This is a genomic window from Paenibacillus mesotrionivorans (assembly GCF_046098205.1).
In the GTDB taxonomy this organism is placed as follows: Bacteria; Bacillota; Bacilli; order Paenibacillales; family NBRC-103111; genus Paenibacillus_AR; species Paenibacillus_AR mesotrionivorans.
Map to the genome: position 1 here is coordinate 115634 of NZ_JBJURJ010000005.1, position 19631 is coordinate 135264.

The window sequence follows — 19631 nt, forward strand, 5'->3', positions numbered from 1 at the left end:
GCTTCAGCACCGGGTCTGTTCTCCAAGTCTCTTAATATTCCTGCTGCATCTGGAAGGAAATCGCCGTATCCAGCGAGCCGTCCGGCTCCATCAGGGCCAGATCGCTACGCCCGTCCCCGTCCAGATCCATCACAAGGGGCCGTGCCCCCTCCAGCCCCCATGGGCCAAGGGTCGAGAACTTGTTATAGCCGCCTTCCTCGTCCTGGCGGTAAAGCGTTACCCTGCGGTCGGAGTCGTTCCAGATTAGCATATCCTCCAGGCCGTCCCCGTTGAAATCCCCGGCCAGCTGCTTGTCGCCCATTCCTCCGGCAAGGGAGATTTCCCTGCGTTCAGCGGTCCATGTATTCTCTCCGGGTAAAACCTCAAGCCGGATGCAGGAATTTCCTGTTTTGCGGCAATACGACAGCTGGTCTGCACCGGTTTGTTTGTCGGTAAGCAGCTGCATGCTCCGGTAATCCGCGACACGGCCCCGTTTTTCCTCACCGCGCTTCCATTCCCCGTTGGGTTGTTTGATATAGGGAATCAGTTGAGCCCCATCGGCGGTCACAACAGCCAGAGTGAAGCCGCCGCCCCGCTGCTGCAGGACCTGCGCCGCACTTAAGGCAGGCAGCTCAGGGAGCTTCCAGGTGCCGGAAAGGGTATAGCTGCCATTCGCCGCCAGATACAGCTCCAGTTGACCGGCCGCCCGGATCACCCACAAATCTGCTGCTCCATCGCCGTTAGCATCCTTCAGACTGAACAAATCCCCCTTCTGCTTGGGAACCTGCGCCCACAGCTCTGCCGCGGGCAGGGGGTCATTGCGTTTGCCCGTATAGCTGCCCGGCCGCACCTCCACCTGGCCTTGATCCCGCCATACGACGGTATCCGTCTGGCCGTCTCCGGTGGCATCCCCCAGCCGTGTGTTGCGGGTTATGGTTCCGGCGGGAAGCTCCGACCACGGCGTAAAAGGAACCTCATCCAGAAGGGAGCGGAAGGTATAGCCTCTCTCCTTGATGGCGGCAATCAGCCGCTGCAGGTTGGTTTTGCTTTTGTCGGGATAGGCATATTCCGGCAGGCCGTTGCGGTATAGCTGTGTGCCGTTCTCATCCGCCACCGGCTGCAGGAATTTGAATTCCAGGAAGGCGTGGTAGAAGAAGGACGGCAGTTTATCCGTTTTGCCCAATTGATCCAGGATCAGCTTTTCATCCTTGTTGTATGGAATGTAGGAATACGGGGTGGGCACATAGGCGACTCCCCTTGTTTTTGCCCCAGATAAGCTATTGATGTCCGTCTTAAGATGGATCTCCGTTTGGGAGGGCTGGGTAATTTCATTCTCATATATAATTCCGAATTGGGAGGCAAAAGCCGGATACTGCGCTACCGCTCCATGATAATGGGGCGTTTCCCAGAAGGCGGGCTTGATCCCCACCGCATCGAATATCTTCAGCCCTTCCGTCATCCGCTGCGCCGCAAAAGCAGGCGACAGCGTCTCCGGCACGTCCGGAACGTTAAACTCATTGCCGATGCCGGATTCCTGGTGGCCATCCGCCCGTTTGGTTTCCCCAACCTGGTGGGTGAAACCATGCATGCCAATCACAGCCCCGTCTGAAGCTGCTTTCTTCAATACGGCGACAAGGCTTTCGGTGTACAAATCCCCCATTTGGTCCAGGGACCGGCTGTAGGAGAGGCCATTCTCCCCATAATTCACCCAGCGGGGGATCACCCCGATCTGGTAATGGACACCCTGCTCCGCGAGATACTCCAGAACCGTCCGAAGCTTGCCCAACTGGTCCATGTTGGAGTATTCCCCTCCGGGGCCAACATCCTCCAGACGCAGCATAATCACCTTGGGCTCACTGTTCTCGCCGGAAGCCAGCATGATCTGGTAAGAGGCAAACAGCAGCGCCAGCACAATGAAAGAAATAACTGTTTTGGCAAGGGATATGCGAAGGCTCATGATGAACACCCTCCTGCGGGCGATTTTATCGTAAAACGCTTACATATTATATCCTGATTCCATTGCGATCTCTATAAGATTAACACTTGTTTCGACAAATTGCCGCATCTTTTTATTGAAAACTTCGTGATTTTTTCACAATTATGTACCGATCCGTTTACGTCCTTCAAAAAGGAGAGTTAGGCATTAATTAGCTAGAGTGCTATAATAGGGTTGCTTTTGTGTACTAAGCTTTCCCTGTGCATTGTTAGACAGGGGCAAGGAGGAACTTATGTCATCCATTTCGAAGAAAAAGCTTGCTGTCTGCGTGTTAGGCTCCCTGTTGACCGGAAGCGTGGTTTTGAGCGGCTGCGGCAACGACAAGGCGGGGCCCTCGTCTTCGGCGCCGGCCACATCACCTGCTGGCTCTGCCTCGGCACCCGCCAGCGCGTCTCCGTCACCCGCCGCGGGTAAAAACGGCAGCGTCCAGTCTATTGCCTTTGACGCGGCCGAGACCACTGTGGCGCCGGGACAAACGCTGCGCTTAGCGCTTACCGGACTCAACGCCAAAAAAGAAAAAACAACCATATCCGATGCCAAAGCCATCGTCTATACGTCGGACAAACCCGAGCTGCTTGCCGTTGACGCAAACGGTGTTGTGAAGCCCGGACCCAAAGGCGTCACGGGTGCCCATGCGGTTATCAGTGCCGAGTACCAAGGAAAGAAGGCAACGGTCGGCGTTACCATAAAATATGCCCTGGAGGACACGGTCAAAACCGTTTCCGGCAAAAATATCGTAACCAACGAAACGGATATCGCCGTGGTGGTGAACAAGGAACGGGGATTGCCGGATACCTATGAACCGACGGATCTGACGGAGCCCAATGTGGATTTTTCCTTCAGCGGCAAGGCCGACAAGCGGATGCTGCGCAAGGAAGCCGCATTGGCGCTGGAAAAGCTGTTCAAACAAGCCTCCGGCGACGGCATCAAGCTCTACGGCGTATCCGGCTACCGCTCCCGGGCTACTCAGGTGAGCGTGTACAACAACAACGTCAAAACCCAGGGCCAGGCGGAGGCGGACAAGGTCAGCGCACGCCCCGGCTTCAGCGAGCATCAGACGGGTCTTGCCATCGACGTCTCCAGCCAAAGCGCTAAGTTTGCGCTGGAGGAGGTGTTCGGCACCACCAAGGAGGGCAAGTGGCTGGCGGAGCACGCCCATGAAACGGGCTTCATCATCCGTTATCCCAAGGGCAAGGAAAGCATCACCGGGTACAGCTACGAGCCGTGGCATATCCGCTATGTAGGCGTGGATATCGCCAAGGTGGTGTATGAGAACCGCTGGACCCTGGAGGAGTATTTCCGGAACGCTGTGCCGGTAAACGGCTAAGCGGCAGTCTCACACCGTGATAAGTAAACAAAGCAGAGCTTGGCCGTGTAACGACGGCGGTTGAGGCTCTGCTTTTTCATACTTTTACCATATCTTGCGTAATATTCACCTAACTATGTACCTCGACTAGCCGCGTACCTCTAACTGAATCCACCGGAATCCCACCTTTTCCGCGTCCCAAATGCAAAAGTGCATCTATTCCACCGGATTTCGGCCCATCCCTGGTCCCAAATGTAAAAGTGCATCTAATTTCCGCCGCGGGCCCCTTTTTGCATCCATTCGGCGGAAATAACTGCACTTTTGCAGGATAGACCGTAAAAACCAAGGTTAGTTTAACAAATAACTGCACTTTTGCATTTCGGTAGATCGCTGAATTTCAATAGGTGCTGGCAGAAACGTTTCCGCGTGTGCATCTTCGCCCCACCAGCTCACCCTCTTCCAAACGAGTCAAACTAGTATTCCTTTTACCCTAGCCTGCATGGCGGATTATATTCAGGCGCGACATTTACCAAATTAAGCCCCGTCCATCCTGCAGAAATGCATCTATTTTCTTGATTCGAATCGCTCCCTGCTCGCCAAATGCAAAAGTACATCTATTCTACCGGATTTCCGCCGCTCTCCTTGCCCAAATGCAAAAGTACATCTATTTTCCGCCGCGGGCTCCATTTTGGACCCATCTGGCTAAAATAACTGCACTTTTGCAGGATAGACAGTAAAAACCAAGGTTAGTTTACCAAATAACTGCACTTTTGCATTTTAAAAGAGGCGCCAGAGAGGTAGAGGTGTATCGAATCCATCAGTAACGTTTTCGCGCGCGCCTCTCACTACTTACCCTCTACAGATAGCCCACTGCCCGGGGCAGCAGCCGGTAACGGACAACCCGCTTGCCCTCCGCCCCTCCTTCCGCCGTAAACAAGCCTTTTTCGCACAGTGCCTTCAGCGTCCGGACGACAGTCCGGTGATTGAGGCCCAACTGCTCCGAAGCATCCATGGGCCGCAGCCTGCCGCCGAGGCAGCAAGCCAGGCGGACCAGCTCACGCTCCCTCACCGTCAACCCTCCGCTATGGCCATCCTTCTGCAGAAACCGGCTCAACACCATTCGCAGAAGAGTGATACACTGCTCCGGTCGCTGCTGGACATCATCATAGGCAAGGGCTACCACCTGGAATCCCAATGCCGTCAAAAAAGTTTCACGGTTCAGCTCGTTGCAGTATTTTTGCCGGTCCATATCCCGCACATGGGGGCCGAAGCCCTTGATTTCGATGGCCAGCTTGAGATAAGGCGTGATCCAGACAAAATCGCAGAAGTAGCTTAATCCCCGCCAGTCTGTCACCTCGTATTCCGGATGCAATCCCTCATAATGCCCCTGCAGCGGCCAACCAGATATTGCGGCAAAACAAAGCCTCCGCCTCCCTGTGCCCCCGTTCCAAACGTCCCCGCCGCTCCCCAGTCCGCTTCTCCAAATGATCCAGGAGAAACTCCCGATGTGCTTCAACTTCGTCCATTCCATCCACTCTCCATCCCCGCAAAAAATAAAAGAAGAACACCCCAAGCATAAAATCTAGCTTAGGGCGTTCTTCGCCATACACAGTATTATAGATGATCTTCAGTCAGCATGCTACCCTGAAATAACATGGTTCGAGCCGCAGGCTGGATGTACAAAGGAAGCCTTGAAAGCAGCAAAGCCGATTAGTTGCACCAAGGATTGATTCCCGGTCATTGCATTGGTAATTCAGTCATTGGTGATCAGTCATTGGTAATTCAGTCATTGGTATCAGTCATCGAAGATCCGTCATCTATGCGGCGGACCATAACATGAATGGCAGCACCAAAATTCTGCCCCCTCACTTCGGCGTCAGCCGCACATAGTCCAGCACCAGCCGGTAGCCTTTGCTGGAGACGTTTTTACCAGTGCTGGTGAAGCGCAGCACCAGCTCCCCTCCCGCCGGGAACGCAACATCTCCCAGGTCAATTTCCTGATAGACCGCGCCCGTGGGCAAATCATACAGATCCATAGGCGCACCCTGGTTCACGCCGTTGACGGACAGCTGATAGATGCCGCGGTCGTTATTCTTCATCACGCCAACCTTTACATTGTACAGCTTGCCGCCAGTAGCCAACGCTGCTGCAGCCGACGGATTCAGACCGTAGACGCTGCCGCTGACGGTAAAACCAGCCATGTCACTGTCATCCGGCGGAAGCTCCACACCAATACCGGTATAACCGCCATACACCTGCCCCGTCACCGTTTCCGCACCATACACAGCAGCAGTGACGCCGCTTCGCAGTGCCGTTACCCCGGCAGGGCTCCAGCGGTACTCCACAAAATCCCCAACCGCGTTGGCCGCCAGGTTGGTGCCTTGGCCGCCGCTCAGCTTGGTGTCTGTACGCAGGGTATGGGCATCCCCTGCCGACATAGCGGCAACAGTCAACTGCTCCGCCTCTAGGAGCAGAGGGCCCGGCGGCAGCGGCGCGGTTACCACAGGACCGGTCACCACAGGGGCAGCCACCACCGCGGACGTATTGTCCGTAGTGCGGAAATAATACGAGTGGGTGCCCAGCCCTAAACGAGTCGAATACGTATACTGCTTGCCGTCCGTATATACCGTATCCGCCGTGTTGAGCTCCGCCATATCCCGGATCACACCGTCGATCACCACCTGCACCCGGAACGGCTTCTGATTGTCCACATCCTGATAGTCCGCACTGAAGGTGAACAGAGTATCCGTATCCCCGGCCACAGCGTTTACACCTGTACCGCTCAATACCGGCGCTGTGCCGGAGGGCTGGTTGGAGGCGTAAATCTCATCGATCCACAGCTCGCCTGGAACCGCCGTGGTTTCCTTCAGCCATACCTCCAGATGGACCGCCTTTTTGTCGAGGGTGCCGGAGGCGTCCAAATCGAAGTTGAAGGTGGTCCATTCCGTGGGCACCGCAATATATCCGCCGGAGCCGGTAATCTTCACCCGCATGCCGTCATAGCCGGGATTTTTCATAACCACGGTGAGATAACGGTAGCCGGACAAGTCCACCTTATCCTTCCACGGCTCAAACTTGGCCTGGGACTTGGTGGAGGCGGAGTTATGGGTAAACCGGCCGATGCTCCGGCCGTCCTCCGTACCGTCCGTATATACACCCGAACCGCCGTCCTGGTTGTACCAGTTCACCCAGTCCAAACCTCCCCCTCCCCAGGTGCCCTGTCCGCTGAAATTATCGTACAACAGCGGATGTCCCGGATCAGGCAGGGGCGGTGCAACAGTGAAATGAGTGGCGCTGTAGGTGGAGCGCCCGTCCGCTGCCGTTCCCCGGACATAAGCCCGTTTATTGGTATACGGAGCCAAAGAAGAGGTATCGTACTGCGCAGTGTAAACCCCGCCGGAGCCGGTCATAGGCTGGTACGACCCGTCCACCCGGTAATCCATAGCGCTGACTGCCCCCTGGGGTTCGGCAAACACCGTCACCATCCCGGTCACATAATCCCCGATGGCAGGAGTGGTTACGGGAAGCTCCGGCAAGGCCTGCCCGCCAACGGAAGCATCCGATGTGCCACTGAGGGCCATGACTGAATACAGCAAACCGGCTTGTATACTAATACTGAACTCGTTGTACCTCCACTGGTTCAGGTCATCCTCCGGGAAAGGACGATCCTCATACCAGGGGCTGACACTGGCCTTGTTTTTGGTATCCTTCATATTGGGTCCTGCCACCATAGCCCCCGGAACCACCACACCCCGGTTGGTGGAGCTGCGGGCTTCCTCATCCAGCCGGGTATGCACATAGCGGACATGATCCGTACCCACACCGGACACCCAGCTTTTGTTCCAGGGATTGTTACCGAAGATCCAGTACAGCCCTTTCATCGCCGCCTGTTTCACCGCAGGATCGGGAAATAGATCGTTGTAGCGGAGGGCATCGCCGATGTAAGAGCCCAAAGGCTCGTTGACGCCGAAGTTGCCGAACTCGTTCAGCACCCCATAAGGCGTATCATCCTGGGAAGTCAGGAAATACTCCATTTGTTTGTCCAGAACGCTTTTGATATGCGCTTTCACCGCCGTATCCGCCACCGGGTAGAACTCCGCCAGTGTCATCGGCCGCATATCCCAATAGTTGGTGGAGCGCAGATCACCCGGCGCGATAGCGCTGATCCGGGGCAAAGCGGCATTCTTATATTCCGCAGCTCCGGTCAGCAGATACAACTCCACCTCCGCCCACAGCAGCGTATTGGGAATGCCTCCCGTCGTAACGTAGCTGCCCGGGTCAGGACCGACCCAGTTCAGGGCGAATTGGTAAAAAGGCACAGCCGCAGCGGAAATGGTATTGGAAAAGTCCTGGAGTTCCGCCACCTTGGACGAAGAAACACGCCCGTTGGCAATAGCGTCGTTAATGGCCCGGGCCGTCGCCGCCAAGGCACCCGCCGCCTTGCCGGAGCCGCCCACACACAGCTCCCGCAGGGTAGGATCGTCTGCCGTACCGACGATGTTGTCTGTAGCCTTCTCCGGATGTTTGAAGTCCGTGTAGTTCTTGATATTATAGATAGCTCCGTCCATCTGATCAGCGAACTTCATCAGATATTCGCTGCCGAAAATCGCCTCGTCGAGAAGATCCGGGATGCCGTTGGCGTCATTGTCGTAATTGACCTCAGGGGAGTCCGCATGCCGCAGATAAGCCAGGGCAATTTCCCCGGTGACCCACTGGTTGCCGCCGTATTTGCCATAGTCCCCGGCATCGAACCAGCCCCCGGTAAGATCATAATGGGTGCCATCGGCGGCCACGGCATCATCCAGGAAGGATTCGGGATGGAATACCTTGGCCGAAGGGGCGATATCGCTGTAGCCCGCCGGATAGCTGACCCGGGTGTCCGTGGACCGTTGGAGCCGGTAGAAGGCGGTCATTTCATCCTTAAAGCTGTTCCACAGATTGCTTCTGATGGGGAAGTTGTAGGAGGTTTTGCCGTTGGTTGTGATGGTGAAGCTCTCTCCGGTTTGGGTGAAGGAGGAAAAGTCAAGGGAATAGGCATGTTTGCCCCAGATTACACCCTCATCCTTCAGGTTACCGGACCAAACAGCTGCAGCGCCGCTTTTAATCTGGACACTAAGGTCAGTCAGCGCATCCACTGCCGTAACCGTAGCCAGTTTGTAATCCAACGCCCCATAACCGGCTTGGGAAACATTGATGCTGTCCACCAGGTTTCCGGTATACAGCACCGCCTTCACCTGGTCCACCGCCACCGCAGCACCGGAGGAGACCGTTTCTTTTTCACCTGTAACCCGGACAGTCAGGGTATGCGCCCCGTTCAACAGCTCCGGACTGGTATACAGCAGGACATGCTCCTGCCGGGAAGCGGCATAAGCCGATACGGCCAGCTCCTCTCCTCCGTCTATGGAGATGCCGGCAATCCCGTAACCCGGTGCCTTGGCCCCATAAAGCTGCACCTTGGTACCGGTGAAGCGGAAGGTGGCTGTATCCCCGGCAGCCGCCGATACATGCTGGTCCCCGCCAAAACTGCCTGCAGTAGCAGCACCATACTGCCAGCCTGTTCCGGCATACTGGAACTGGGCGGCCCCGGGCCCAATAGCGTTATCGTTCACATCTGCCGTCTGCCATACACTAGCTACTGTAATCGGTTGGCCGGTCCACACCGCCGGGTCATTATGGGCATCCGTTGCGCGGATGGCGTAGGTATGGGTCCCGGCAGACAGCTTCGTTGCCAGGATATAGTCCTTGCCGTCGGCGTACTGGAAGTCCCCGCGCTCCACCTCATCCATCGCGATAACCGTGGTATCATCAAGCACCAGCTGCACCGCAAACGGCGCATCGTTATCCGGGTCCGTGTAGGTGGCCCGGAAGGTAAAACGGGTATTTTCATCCCCGGAGATCTGGTCCACTCCTGTATTGCTGAGTGTCGCAGGTTGGCCTTCGGCAGGAGAAGTCCCCTTAATCTCATCAATCAGAATTTCCCCATATTGCCCCCCCGTCTGGCGGAGCCAGATGGAGAAGTGGATGCTCTTGCGGTTCAGCACCGGAAACTGGTCCAGATCAAAATTGAAGGTGGTCCAATCCTGGGGTACCGTGATCCAATCCCCGGACAGATTGTAGCTGTTGGTGCCGTCGGTAATGCCGATGCGGATGCGGGCTCCCTCGTTGCCGGGATTCTTCATGACAAAGGTTATGTAACGGTAGCCATAGAAGTTGCCGTTGTCATGCTGGGGCTCGAACTTGGCCCAGGAGGAGGCAGTGGCCGGGGTTTGGGTGAATTTGCCTACAGCTCTGCCGTCTGCCGTTACCTTGGCATACGTGCCTGTTCCCCCGGCCTGGTTGTACCAGTTCGCCCAATTTTGCGTGAAGGTTCCCCCATTGGAAAAATCATCGTACACCATGGGCGTGTTGGGTCCGGGAAGTGGCGCAACAGCTCCCATCGCGATCAGGGGTGCGGACAACAACAGGACAAGCGCCAGCAGAAGCGGCACCACCCTCCTTCCCATCCGGTTTTTGCTCCCAGGCAGAAATAAAGCATACATGTCATTTTCCTCCTTTGTAATCGTTTACATATGTATATAAAAATCAGGGCACACCTTCCCAGAGACTGCGATGCAGCTCATTTTTCCGGATGTGTGCCCTGATGTGTGCTTATTGTGTATCTTGACGTGTACCTAACTGCCTTTTGCAAATGACTGCTACTGTCCGGCCTTAAATTCCAGCTCAATCACCATAGGCTCTCCCGTCAGATTAAACCGGAGAAAGGCCAATTCGTCCTTGATGATTTTCACCTGCGCTCCGGCCAGCGAGCAGGAGGCCAGACGGAAGCCGGCTAGATCATCCCAATACACCAGACCGAAGGGAATGGCTTTCCACTCCCCAATCTCATAGGTGAACCGGATGGCCGTCTCCGTTCGTTCATAGTGGCGGACGAATACCGGCGGAGCCTCCTCGGCGTATTCCCTGGCGCCGTCCGCACTGCCGGTGTAGCTGCGGAGCAGTCGCGGTCTGCATTCCCCTTTGACAAAACCCATCTGGGCATCCTTGTCGTAGGTGAGGAAAGCATCGGGCCACGGACCCAGCCCCACCCCGCCCAGCGTCAGGGTATATTCATTGATCTGCGGCCGGATAGGTTTGTCGCGGGTCAGCATGTAAACCGGTTCTGTTTCCTCGTACCTCTTGCCATACTCGCCCAACGCCTGGGGCAATGTCGTCAGCGTAATGCCAAAGCCGGTAATGTACTGGAAGAACCGGTCCAGCATCCCCTCGCAGGCCTCCACATGGGACGCGGGAAACACCTGAAACTGCGGGGTAAATTCCATCTCATGGGCCTCTTGATGCTGTAGGAAATAGACACGGTCATTATGGTCGGTATTATCCAGATACTCCTGAAATACCAGCTTCCAATACTCGATGTCCTCTCCCGAGCAGAGTCCGGCGCGCAGCACATCGTTGGGATCGGTGGAATACAGCACGGGACTGCCGGTGCTCCAGGTCTGATGCAAATCCCGGGCGGTCCATTCGCAGGCTACCACCTTGCCTTTTCCCGGATGGGGAGCCGTATATCTGGCCGGGTCCACAAACCAGGAGCCCCAGGGAATGCCCTTGTGGGTAATGCCGTCCCACCATACCTGCTCCCAGCAGTAGCCCCACATGCCCCGGAAGTCCAGCTCCTCCAGCACTTCAATCACTTCATTATAAATTTTGCCTCTGCCGGCAATTTTCACTTGCACCCAGGGGAAATGCTCCTGGACAAGCTGCCAGTCCTGCTCCAGCTTTTGCTTCAATACAGCCTTCGACCCGCCTGCCTCCTCCTCGAAAAAAGGGCATTGCAGAATCACGTCATCCCCATAAGCTTCATGCCACTCCCGGATCCGGTCCGCCAACACGGGGATGGAACCCCGGTTGACGATCCAGGTGACAGGTATGCCGTAACGGTGGGCCAAGGCTGCGGTTCTTTCCACACCTTCAACAGCCGTTCCTTTTCCCCAGGGTGTGTCATAATGGGAGGCATAGCTGACGAAGGTGTAGATCAAACGTTCCGGTTTCAATATATTCCGCCTCCTGAGCAAATCCTTATTTCTTCGACTCTACCAGCCACGCATCGATTTGAGTCTGCATTTCGGCCTGAACCTTCTCTAACCCGGCGGCTTTCAGCTTGGTATTGCGTTCGTCCAGCATCTTGGAGGGGTTGGGCAAAGCACCGGTGCTGATCGCCTTATACTCATTGACGACTGTAGTCAATTGGGCAATTTCATTCTTCACCTTGGTATCGTCGAAGGTAAAACCCAGCAGCGGGAAACGGGTGGCTTCGTTGTTGAATTTTTTCCAGCTTTCATACAGGTCATCCGGTTGTCCGGGCTTCAGGTAGTTCAGGAACTGGTTGCCCACCACCCAAAAAAGAGCGGTATCGCCATAGCCGGAATCCTTGATGGGCTCGATGCGGTTGGCGCTGAGCTTCTTGTAGTGTTTGCCTTCAATCCCGTTCACCAGCAGGTTGATCACATACGGATCGGTGTGCAGGTAGTTCAGCACCATCATCGCCCGTTCGGGGTTTTTGGAGGTCCTGGAGATGGACATCATGGAGCCGGTAGCCAGATCAGTGGTGACAATCGGCTCTTCGATGACATGGGACACCCAATCGAAATTGTCAGCCAGCTTCAGCTCAATGTCTGCGCCCGGCTTCCACACGGTAGATTGCAGCCAAAGCTTGCCTTGTTTGCGGATATCGGCCACGTTGGTTGTGGTGGTAGCGGCGTCGGCGTTGATGTATCCCTTTTCATAATATTTGCGGAAAAGCTCTGCATCGGTTTTGTTCAGAGTGACGATGTCCTGGTCCAGCACAGTCTTGACCTTCATGTCCTTGGACTTGTAATCCATGAAGAACATGGGCAGCTTGCCGGGAGTCGGGCCGATGGGACGGTAGTTGGAGCGGGTTTCGTACATCATGAAGCTGACCGGACCGCCTGCCACATACAGGTTGGTGAAGGTGGGCTCCTTTTCCTTGATGGTGGCAAAATACGGCTCCAGATCCTCCATCTTATTGATCTTATCAATAGGAATATTATATTTGTCTACGATATCCTTGCGGTAGGTGAAGGCTTTGCCTTGTGTAATTTCCTTGTTCGTGGGAATGGCATACAGCTTGCCTTTATAACGGGGCGCCTCCAAATAAAGGGGATGCAGCTCCTTCTTCAAGCCTTGACCGTATTTCTCCACCAGGGAATCCAGCTCCAGGAATGCGCCCTTGGTAACGTTGGAGGAAAAGCCCAGCCAGGAGGCGGTAAACAAGAGATCCATCTTCTCGCCGGTGTTCATCATCAGCTCGGTTTTCTTCTGGTAGTCGCTGGGGGCGATGGGCTGCAGGGACACGGTGGTGTTGATTTTTTCCTTCAAATATTCATTGAGCTTCTCTTGGATGACTGGGTCATCCTTTTGCGGCTTGCCGTAATAGATAATGGATACCTCATACGGGTCCAGCTTGGCGGCTTGGGGGCTGGCTGCAGGGGCAGTGGTGCCGGCCGGTGTGCTGGGGGCGGTGCTAGGGGTGCTCTCCGAGCTGCTGCCGCAGCCGGCCAATGCGGTGGTTAATCCGACCGCCAATGCCACAGGTGCAAGTAATGCCGATTTTTTACGGTTCATTTTTTGTGACCCTCCCTGTAATGGATAATATGTCAAACGGCCGTCAAACTCAACAGGCTGCTGATGTAGGGCGGCCGGTGAAGCACGGTGTAACGGCGGAAGGCGGATTCCGCCATGCGTCTCCCATCAAACGACTTCGGCTATCCCTTGACGGCGCCGACCGTCAGACCCTTCACGAAGTATTTCTGGAAGAAGGGATACACTACGAGAATCGGCCCCATCCCCACTACAGCCATGGCCATTTGCAGGGACTCATTAGGCAAGTCCTTCAACAGCTCGGGGTTTTGCATGGCAAGGGCCATATTTTCCCGGATATACTGCACATCCTTCAGCACCCGCATCATCAGGAATTGGAGGGGGTACATGGCCTCTTTATTAATGAAGAGCAGGGCGTTGAACCAGTCGTTCCAGTACAGAATGGTGGAGAACAGCGCCATGGTGGCCATCACCGGCAAGGACAAGGGCAGGATGATCTGGATGAATATCCGCAGCTCCCCCGCTCCGTCGATTTTGGCGGATTCAATTAAGGCCGGATGGATGGTGGTCTGGAAAAAGGTCCGCATAATAATGACGTTAAACGGGATAATCAGCAGCGGCAAAATCAGGGACAGGTACGAGTCCTTCAGGCCCAGGGCCTGGGTGTACACCATATACTTGCTCACCATCCCTCCGCTGAACAGCATGGTGAAGAACAGGAAGAAGGTAAAGAATGAACGCAGCGGATAATCTCTGCGGGAGATAGGATACGCGAACATTGCCATCAATAGCACGCTCAGCACGGTTCCCGCAACCGTAATGCCGATGCTGACGCCGTATGCATTGAAGATGGTGGACGCATCGGTAAACATGGTCCGGTATGCGGTTAACGACCACTGACTGGGCCAGAAGCTGTAGCCTTCATTGATGAGAACATCGCCGTTGGTAAAGGATACGATGATGACCAGCACCACCGGGAGCACGCAGGCCAGCGACAAAAGTACAAATGCTAGATTGAGCATGAGGTTGGATACGGGTGAAATGCGGTTTTCCCGCCGGGCGGTTGTGGCTGCCACAGCATGTGCACCTCCTTAGATAAGAGCGGAGTTTAGAATAAAGCCTGCTCCGAGTCGATTTTGCGGACAACGCCATTGGTGAAAATGACCATAATAAAGCCCAATACGGATTGCACCAACGCCGCTGCGGAGGACATGCCGATATCGTTCAGTTGGGTCATGACCCGGTAAACATAGGTATCTACCGTATCCGTCACCGGATAGAGCATCCCGGAGTCCATGGTGACCTGATAGAACAAGCCAAAATCCGAGTTGAACACATGTCCCATGTTCAGGATGGTCATAATGATGATAATCGGCCGGATGGAGGGCAGCGTGATGTGCCAGATTTGCCTCCACTTGCTGGCTCCGTCGATGACGGCGGCTTCATAATATTCCGGATCGATGCCGGAGATGGCGGCAATGTACACCACCGCTCCCATGCCTACCCCCTTCCACGCGCTGACGATGGTCAGAATGAAGGGCCAATACTGCTTATCCATGTACCAGGAAATGGGCTCCTTTCCCAGCCATTCCAGAATGGAGGTATTAATGAAGCCGCTGGTGGGATGTAGAAAGGCATACACCAGATAGCTCACTACCACCATGGACAAAAAATGGGGCATAATCAGGAACGTCTGGTACGTGCGGGCGGCCAGGCGGCTGCGCAGCTCGTTGATGGCTACGGCCAATGCCACGGATAACAGCAGGTTCAAAAACATAAAGGTCAGGCTGTACCCGACGGTGTTGCGGACGATCCGCCACAAGGAGCCGTTGTTGAACAGGAAGGTAAAGTTCTCCGTGCCCACCCAGGGGCTATGCCAAATCCCGTCAATATAATTGATCTTCTTGAAGGCAATGAACAGCCCGAACATGGGCAGGTAATTGTTCAGGATCAGGACGGCTACCGTCGGCAGCACCATCAGCGTCAGATACCGGAACTTCCAGAATTGGCGCCATTTTTTGAGCCCTGCCCCAACGGCTCTCTCTTGCAGCGCAACCCTTGGCGGTGCGGCTGTTTCTCTCACATGCTCCACTCCTTTCATCTGCATACTGTAAGTATAAAACGGGGGTGGTCCGATGACGATGATCTATCCTTGTTTCATCGTGACGGATTCTCGTGGGGTTTGTTGGGGGCGGGTTGGGCCGGTGGGGATCAACTTTATCGCCTGTTCTACCTCCCCTGCTTGTCCACGTTTCTCTCATTTGACCACTGCCCACGCTGCCCACGTTTCTCTCGTTTGACCGCTGCCCTCGTTTCTCCCGCTCCAACCGTATACCACACTTATTCCATTCCAACCGTATAGCCCACTCATTCCACTCCAACCGTTTGCCCCTTCCGCGTCCCCCATTTCTACCACTTCCGGCATGATAGCGGACCGCAAATGTCTGCTATTTATCAGCGGCACCCTCTTTTGGGCAAAATAGCGACATGATTTGTCTGCTATTGCTGTGAAAAGCCTCACTTTCGCCTTCCAGAGAGCATTTAGCAGACATTTTATGTCGTTATTCTGGTTGTTTTCTACTTTTTAGCCAAATAGCAGACATTGTTTGCCGCTTACATTTCTCAAATGTCCATTTGGGAAGGCCGAATGGTGGTCCGCCGCTAGTTGAGTGACGGTTTGCCGCTAGTCTGGAGTACATTAATAGCTATATTGCCATCCGGAGCTTGTTTTGTTACGATAAACGCATACGGGCACAACCATGCGTGAAGCACACGCCGCACATCCTCCGGGATGCTGCGGTTTTTTTATTTCCGTCAGAGGAGAGGATCCTAATGAGCTATGAGCGTGAATATGCCGCCTTTATGGAACATCAGCAAAAAGGCCGCAGCAGAGAAAGCCTTCGCAGGCTGCAGGAAGGGCACGGTTACCTGGAGCAGTTGTTTCTTCAACAGGTTTGGTGGCCGGCGGTGGGCAGCTTTGAACATTTGTATGCGGAATATGAGGTGAGCGGGCTGGTGCAGGGCTTCCGGTTTCTGGACTTTGCCTATCTCCGGCCACCCTACCGCCTTTGCTTTGAGCTGGATGGCTTCGGCAGCCACGCCAAGGATCTGAACCGGTGGCAGTTCGCGGACCAGTTGCAGCGGCAAAACCATCTGATCTTCGAAGATTGGAAGGTGTTCCGTTTCGCCCTTGATGATGTAAAGGAGAAGCCCCAGCGATGCCAGTTGTTTATCCAACAGCTGCTGGGCAAGTATTACGGTTCCCTATTGACCGCTCCCCACTTCAGCCAAAAAGAAAGGCAACTGGCCCAATTCTTCGTGCATCTGGGCCAAGAGGTTACGCCTTCGTCGGCGGCAACATTTCTACAAACCAGCAGAGACCACACACGACGCATTTTAAGCAGTCTGCGCGCAAAAGGAATTATTGTACCCCTTAAAGGAAAGCAGCGTATCCGGGCTTACATCCTGAATCCGGATAACAGCCGGGTCCGGTTGGACTAATGGTCTGTTAAGCTTCCGTTATTTGCAAAACGGATTGAATCCGCACGATTATTCCATTACCATAAACAAAGATGAAAGTGCAGATTAAAGGAGGCGGAAGATGAACCGGAATAGTGGAACACGGGAAACAAAAGCAGACTCCATCCATGTACATATGGTCGTTGGGCATTCCTTTGCTGGCAGCTTGAAGCTTGCATTAGCCCAAACGGTGGGTCCACCTTCTCATGAGCTGATTGTGTTGGAGGAACATTATGCCATCGGGCCCCTCGGCGGACTGGATTCGCGGGAAGGCCGTGCCGCGCGCAGCCAATGGTTCGGTGCCCATATAACGGACGGGGGCAAGGCATATGATCATTTTGAAGAGGAGTATACGATCCTCCTTGCTTGCATCTCCCGCATCCCGCCTCAAGCCGAAGTCATTCTGTGGGCCGGAGACAATGCCAGCGAGCAGGCCGGACTGCGGCATTCCCTTTATTTGCTGCGGGATAAGCCGAATCCTGTATCAGTCTATAATGCCTGTGCCATTTGCGAAAAGCTGTTCAACCGTCCCGAAGCCTTCATTCAATACAGGCACTCAGGCGAAATACCGCCGGACAAGCTCCGTCAAGCTCTGCTGACCATTGATGGCAGCGGACGTCTGACCTTGGAGGAGCGCAGCTGGCTGGAGCAGGAATGGCTTGATATAGCTGGGCAAAAGGGGAACTTGCGTATCTGGGAGCATGAAGCGGTCACAGAAGTGCCGGAGGATTATTTTGACGGGTATCTGCTGGAGAAGCTGGATGTGTTAAGAGAGCCTGGAGATGGACTTTCTTTGAAGGCAGCGCGTTTATTGGGAGAGGCCATTGGTTATTGTGAGCAGAATATTCCCGAATACTTCTTCGAATACCGGCTGCGGGAGCTAGTGAATGCCGGTGTGTTGGAGATACACGCTGAGCCGGCTGCTATGCGGTATTACAGCATCAAGCGAAAATCTGTTGAGCTGCACACACGCGGCGAGGACCCGGATATGCAGCAGGCTGGCGAATCGGGATCACAGCCCCCCGGTATTGGGAAGGCAGAATACAGCCTGGAAGCTACACCGCAAAACCAGCCTCTTCAACTGCAGACTCCCCGGCTGCTTCTGAAATCCGGCAATGATGTGACATCAGAGGCGGTTCTGGATTATTTCCTGCGCAATAAGGAGTTTCTTGCCGAGTGGGAGATATTGCGGCAGCCGCAGTTCTACACGTTGGAGGCGCAGAAGCAGATGCTGGCCGAGGACAAGGTTAATTCTGAGCGGGGACAGCTGGTTAAGCTGTGGCTGTGCAAGGCGGAGGAGCCGGAACGGGTGATCGGGTCTGTGGCCCTTTCCAACATTGTACGGGGCGCCTTCCAGTCCTGCCACTTGGGATACCGGCTGGACGGGACGGAACAGGGAAAAGGCTATATGACCGAGGCCGTCAAAGAAGTAGCAGCCTATGCCTTTCAAAAGCTGGGCCTGCACCGCATCGAAGCCAACGTTATGCCTCGCAACTTAGCCTCCCTGAAGGTTACGGAGAAGCTGGGCTTTTATCATGAGGGGTTGGCCAAGCAATACCTGAGGATCAATGGCAAGTGGGAGGATCACATCCATATGGTCTTGTTAAATGAGGAAATGGAGTAAGCCAAAAGCTAGGGAGGCCCGCGTGTGATGACAAGAATTTTGATTCTGGCCCCGTATGCGGGCCTTAAGGAGCTGGCCGCGGCAGTGGCGGAGGAATATCCCGAAGCCTATATCCAAGTGCACCTAGGCAATTATCTCAACGGGCCGCAGCTCTTATTGGAGCTGAATGCGGCAGAGCATTTCGATGCGGTGATTACCCGTGGGGGGACGGTGGATGCCTGCCGGAGGGTATCTCCCATTCCCGTTATCGAAATGCCGGTCAATGCCTTTGATATGATCCGGGTCATCCAGCTGTCTGCAGGCTACACAGGCCAAAAAGCGCTCCTGGCCTATCCCAATATTGTCCGATCCTTCGCCCAATTAAGCGATCTGCTGGGGTATGCCGTACCTGCAGCCGCTTACCGGGAGCACCGGGAGGTTCACGAGCTGGTCCTGAGTCTGAAAAACGACGGCTGCGAACTGGTGGTGGGAGACCAGATTGTGTACCAGACGGCCCAGGAGCTGGGGATGAACAGCATTCTGCTTACCAGCGGGGCGGAGGCGGTCCGAAGCGCCATCGAGGAGGCCATCCGGTGGACCACCGCATTATCCCATCAGAAGCAGGCAGCTCCCTCCTTCGCCCACCCCGTCAAGGTGATGGGAAATTCGAGTGTTTTTGCCGATGATGCCATTCTTGTGGTTCCGAAGGAAGAACTGCTGCCAAGCGCGGTCCACACCGTGTTTCCACCTGAGGTCATGCTCCAGCTGACGGAATGGAGTGATACTCCCCTGCCCACCATCATTACAGGAGAGGAGGGTATGTGCAAGGATGACGCCGGGTTTCTCTGCTGCTGCTTCGGCTCCGTCAAGCGCAAAAGGCTGGTCCGTGTCAGCTGCGGGTCCATCACAGATACCGGTGTGTTCAGCCGGCTGGATGGGCTTTTGGAGGAGCTTTTGCCGGAAGGGGAGCTTACCCTGTTTTTGGAGGACATCACCGGTTTATGGCCCGAAGGCCAACAGCAGCTCCTGCCTCTGCTCAAAAGGCTGTCCAAGGACAGCCGAGTCAAAATGATTTCCACAGCGGAGCTGCCTGTGGAGACGGCAGTGAAAAGCGGAAAGCTGCTGCGGCAGCTTAAGCCCTATTTGGATGAGGTGAGAATGGAACTGAAGCCTCTTGCCGCTTATGCCTCGGATATCCCCAACATGGTAAGCATGTATCTGGCTGCTCTGGACGTGAGATGCGGTATCCGGGCCGTAGGTGTAAAGGAAAACGGCATCCGTCTGCTGCGCGAGTATCCTTGGCCGGGAAACCTGCGGCAGTTTATGCGGGTGGTCAATGAGCTGGCCCTGGGCTGCAAGGGCGCGTATATTCCGGAAAACCAAGTCCGCCACGCCTTGGAGCGGGAGCACCGCCACTATTCCCAAGCCAGTCTGGCGCCTATGGATTTAAGCGGCAGCCTCAAGGAAATTGAAGCCCGGGTCATCCGCCATGTAATGGAAGAGGAAGGTTTGAACCAGGCCAAGGTGGAAAAAAGACTGGGGATTAGCCACAGCACGTTATGGAGAAAGCTGAAATAGTTTCATTTTGAAACAAATCGCTGCCAATCTTCGTT

At 54.9% G+C, this 19631-nt stretch carries 11 protein-coding genes; 4 read left to right on the plus strand and 7 right to left on the minus strand.

Annotated elements, in window-relative coordinates; translation table 11 throughout:
* Positions 1 to 31: 31 nt before the first annotated feature.
* On the minus strand, positions 32 to 1936 hold the full coding sequence (locus ACI1P1_RS08880) for a DUF2334 domain-containing protein (RefSeq protein WP_416216018.1): 1905 nt from the start codon (positions 1934 to 1936) through the stop codon (positions 32 to 34).
* Between the two features lie 271 nt (positions 1937 to 2207).
* Between ACI1P1_RS08880 and ACI1P1_RS08885 the strand changes: the two genes are divergently transcribed.
* Positions 2208 to 3302 (plus strand): M15 family metallopeptidase, encoded by a 1095-nt coding sequence (locus ACI1P1_RS08885; RefSeq protein ID WP_416216019.1) that lies wholly within the window; start codon positions 2208 to 2210, stop codon positions 3300 to 3302.
* 835 nt (positions 3303 to 4137) lie between these two features.
* Here the strand turns inward: ACI1P1_RS08885 and ACI1P1_RS08890 are convergent.
* The 6 genes from ACI1P1_RS08890 to ACI1P1_RS08915 form a co-directional block, all read right to left on the minus strand.
* On the minus strand, positions 4138 to 4812 hold the full coding sequence (locus tag ACI1P1_RS08890) for a winged helix DNA-binding protein (RefSeq protein ID WP_416216020.1): 675 nt from the start codon (positions 4810 to 4812) through the stop codon (positions 4138 to 4140).
* Positions 4813 to 5146: 334 nt separating this feature from the next.
* A complete protein-coding gene (locus ACI1P1_RS08895) occupies positions 5147 to 9820 on the minus strand; it encodes a glycoside hydrolase family 9 protein (protein ID WP_416216021.1) in 4674 nt (1557 codons plus the stop codon).
* 156 nt (positions 9821 to 9976) lie between these two features.
* Positions 9977 to 11329, minus strand: a complete 1353-nt coding sequence (locus ACI1P1_RS08900; RefSeq protein ID WP_416216022.1) for a hypothetical protein — start codon at positions 11327 to 11329, stop codon at positions 9977 to 9979.
* A gap of 25 nt (positions 11330 to 11354) precedes the next feature.
* Positions 11355 to 12920 (minus strand): extracellular solute-binding protein, encoded by a 1566-nt coding sequence (locus tag ACI1P1_RS08905; protein WP_416216023.1) that lies wholly within the window; start codon positions 12918 to 12920, stop codon positions 11355 to 11357.
* A gap of 140 nt (positions 12921 to 13060) precedes the next feature.
* Positions 13061 to 13972, minus strand: coding sequence for a carbohydrate ABC transporter permease (locus ACI1P1_RS08910; protein WP_416216024.1), 912 nt, complete (start codon positions 13970 to 13972; stop codon positions 13061 to 13063).
* 32 nt (positions 13973 to 14004) lie between these two features.
* The gene (locus ACI1P1_RS08915) at positions 14005 to 14979 is read right to left on the minus strand and encodes an ABC transporter permease (protein WP_416216025.1); all 975 of its coding nucleotides are present in this window, start codon (positions 14977 to 14979) and stop codon (positions 14005 to 14007) included.
* A gap of 749 nt (positions 14980 to 15728) precedes the next feature.
* On the opposite strand from ACI1P1_RS08915, the gene ACI1P1_RS08920 reads away from it, so the two are divergent.
* The 3 genes from ACI1P1_RS08920 (at position 15729) to ACI1P1_RS08930 (ending at position 19596) form a co-directional block, all read left to right on the plus strand.
* Positions 15729 to 16397, plus strand: coding sequence for a DNA-binding response regulator (locus tag ACI1P1_RS08920; RefSeq protein WP_416216026.1), 669 nt, complete (start codon positions 15729 to 15731; stop codon positions 16395 to 16397).
* Between the two features lie 100 nt (positions 16398 to 16497).
* Positions 16498 to 18039: a GNAT family N-acetyltransferase gene (locus ACI1P1_RS08925; protein ID WP_416216027.1), complete on the plus strand. Its 1542-nt coding sequence runs from the start codon at positions 16498 to 16500 to the stop codon at positions 18037 to 18039.
* 27 nt (positions 18040 to 18066) lie between these two features.
* Positions 18067 to 19596: a PrpR N-terminal domain-containing protein gene (locus ACI1P1_RS08930; RefSeq protein ID WP_416216229.1), complete on the plus strand. Its 1530-nt coding sequence runs from the start codon at positions 18067 to 18069 to the stop codon at positions 19594 to 19596.
* The last annotated feature ends 35 nt before the right edge of the window (positions 19597 to 19631 follow it).

Coding starts and splice junctions, on each gene's coding strand:
- ACI1P1_RS08880 (WP_416216018.1), bottom strand. CDS start 1,936: ATGAGCCTTCGCATATCCCTTGCCAAAACAGTTATTTCTTTCATTGTG.
- ACI1P1_RS08885 (WP_416216019.1), top strand. CDS start 2,208: ATGTCATCCATTTCGAAGAAAAAGCTTGCTGTCTGCGTGTTAGGCTCC.
- ACI1P1_RS08890 (WP_416216020.1), bottom strand. CDS start 4,812: ATGGAATGGACGAAGTTGAAGCACATCGGGAGTTTCTCCTGGATCATT.
- ACI1P1_RS08895 (WP_416216021.1), bottom strand. CDS start 9,820: ATGTATGCTTTATTTCTGCCTGGGAGCAAAAACCGGATGGGAAGGAGG.
- ACI1P1_RS08905 (WP_416216023.1), bottom strand. CDS start 12,920: ATGAACCGTAAAAAATCGGCATTACTTGCACCTGTGGCATTGGCGGTC.
- ACI1P1_RS08920 (WP_416216026.1), top strand. CDS start 15,729: ATGAGCTATGAGCGTGAATATGCCGCCTTTATGGAACATCAGCAAAAA.
- ACI1P1_RS08925 (WP_416216027.1), top strand. CDS start 16,498: ATGAACCGGAATAGTGGAACACGGGAAACAAAAGCAGACTCCATCCAT.
- ACI1P1_RS08930 (WP_416216229.1), top strand. CDS start 18,067: ATGACAAGAATTTTGATTCTGGCCCCGTATGCGGGCCTTAAGGAGCTG.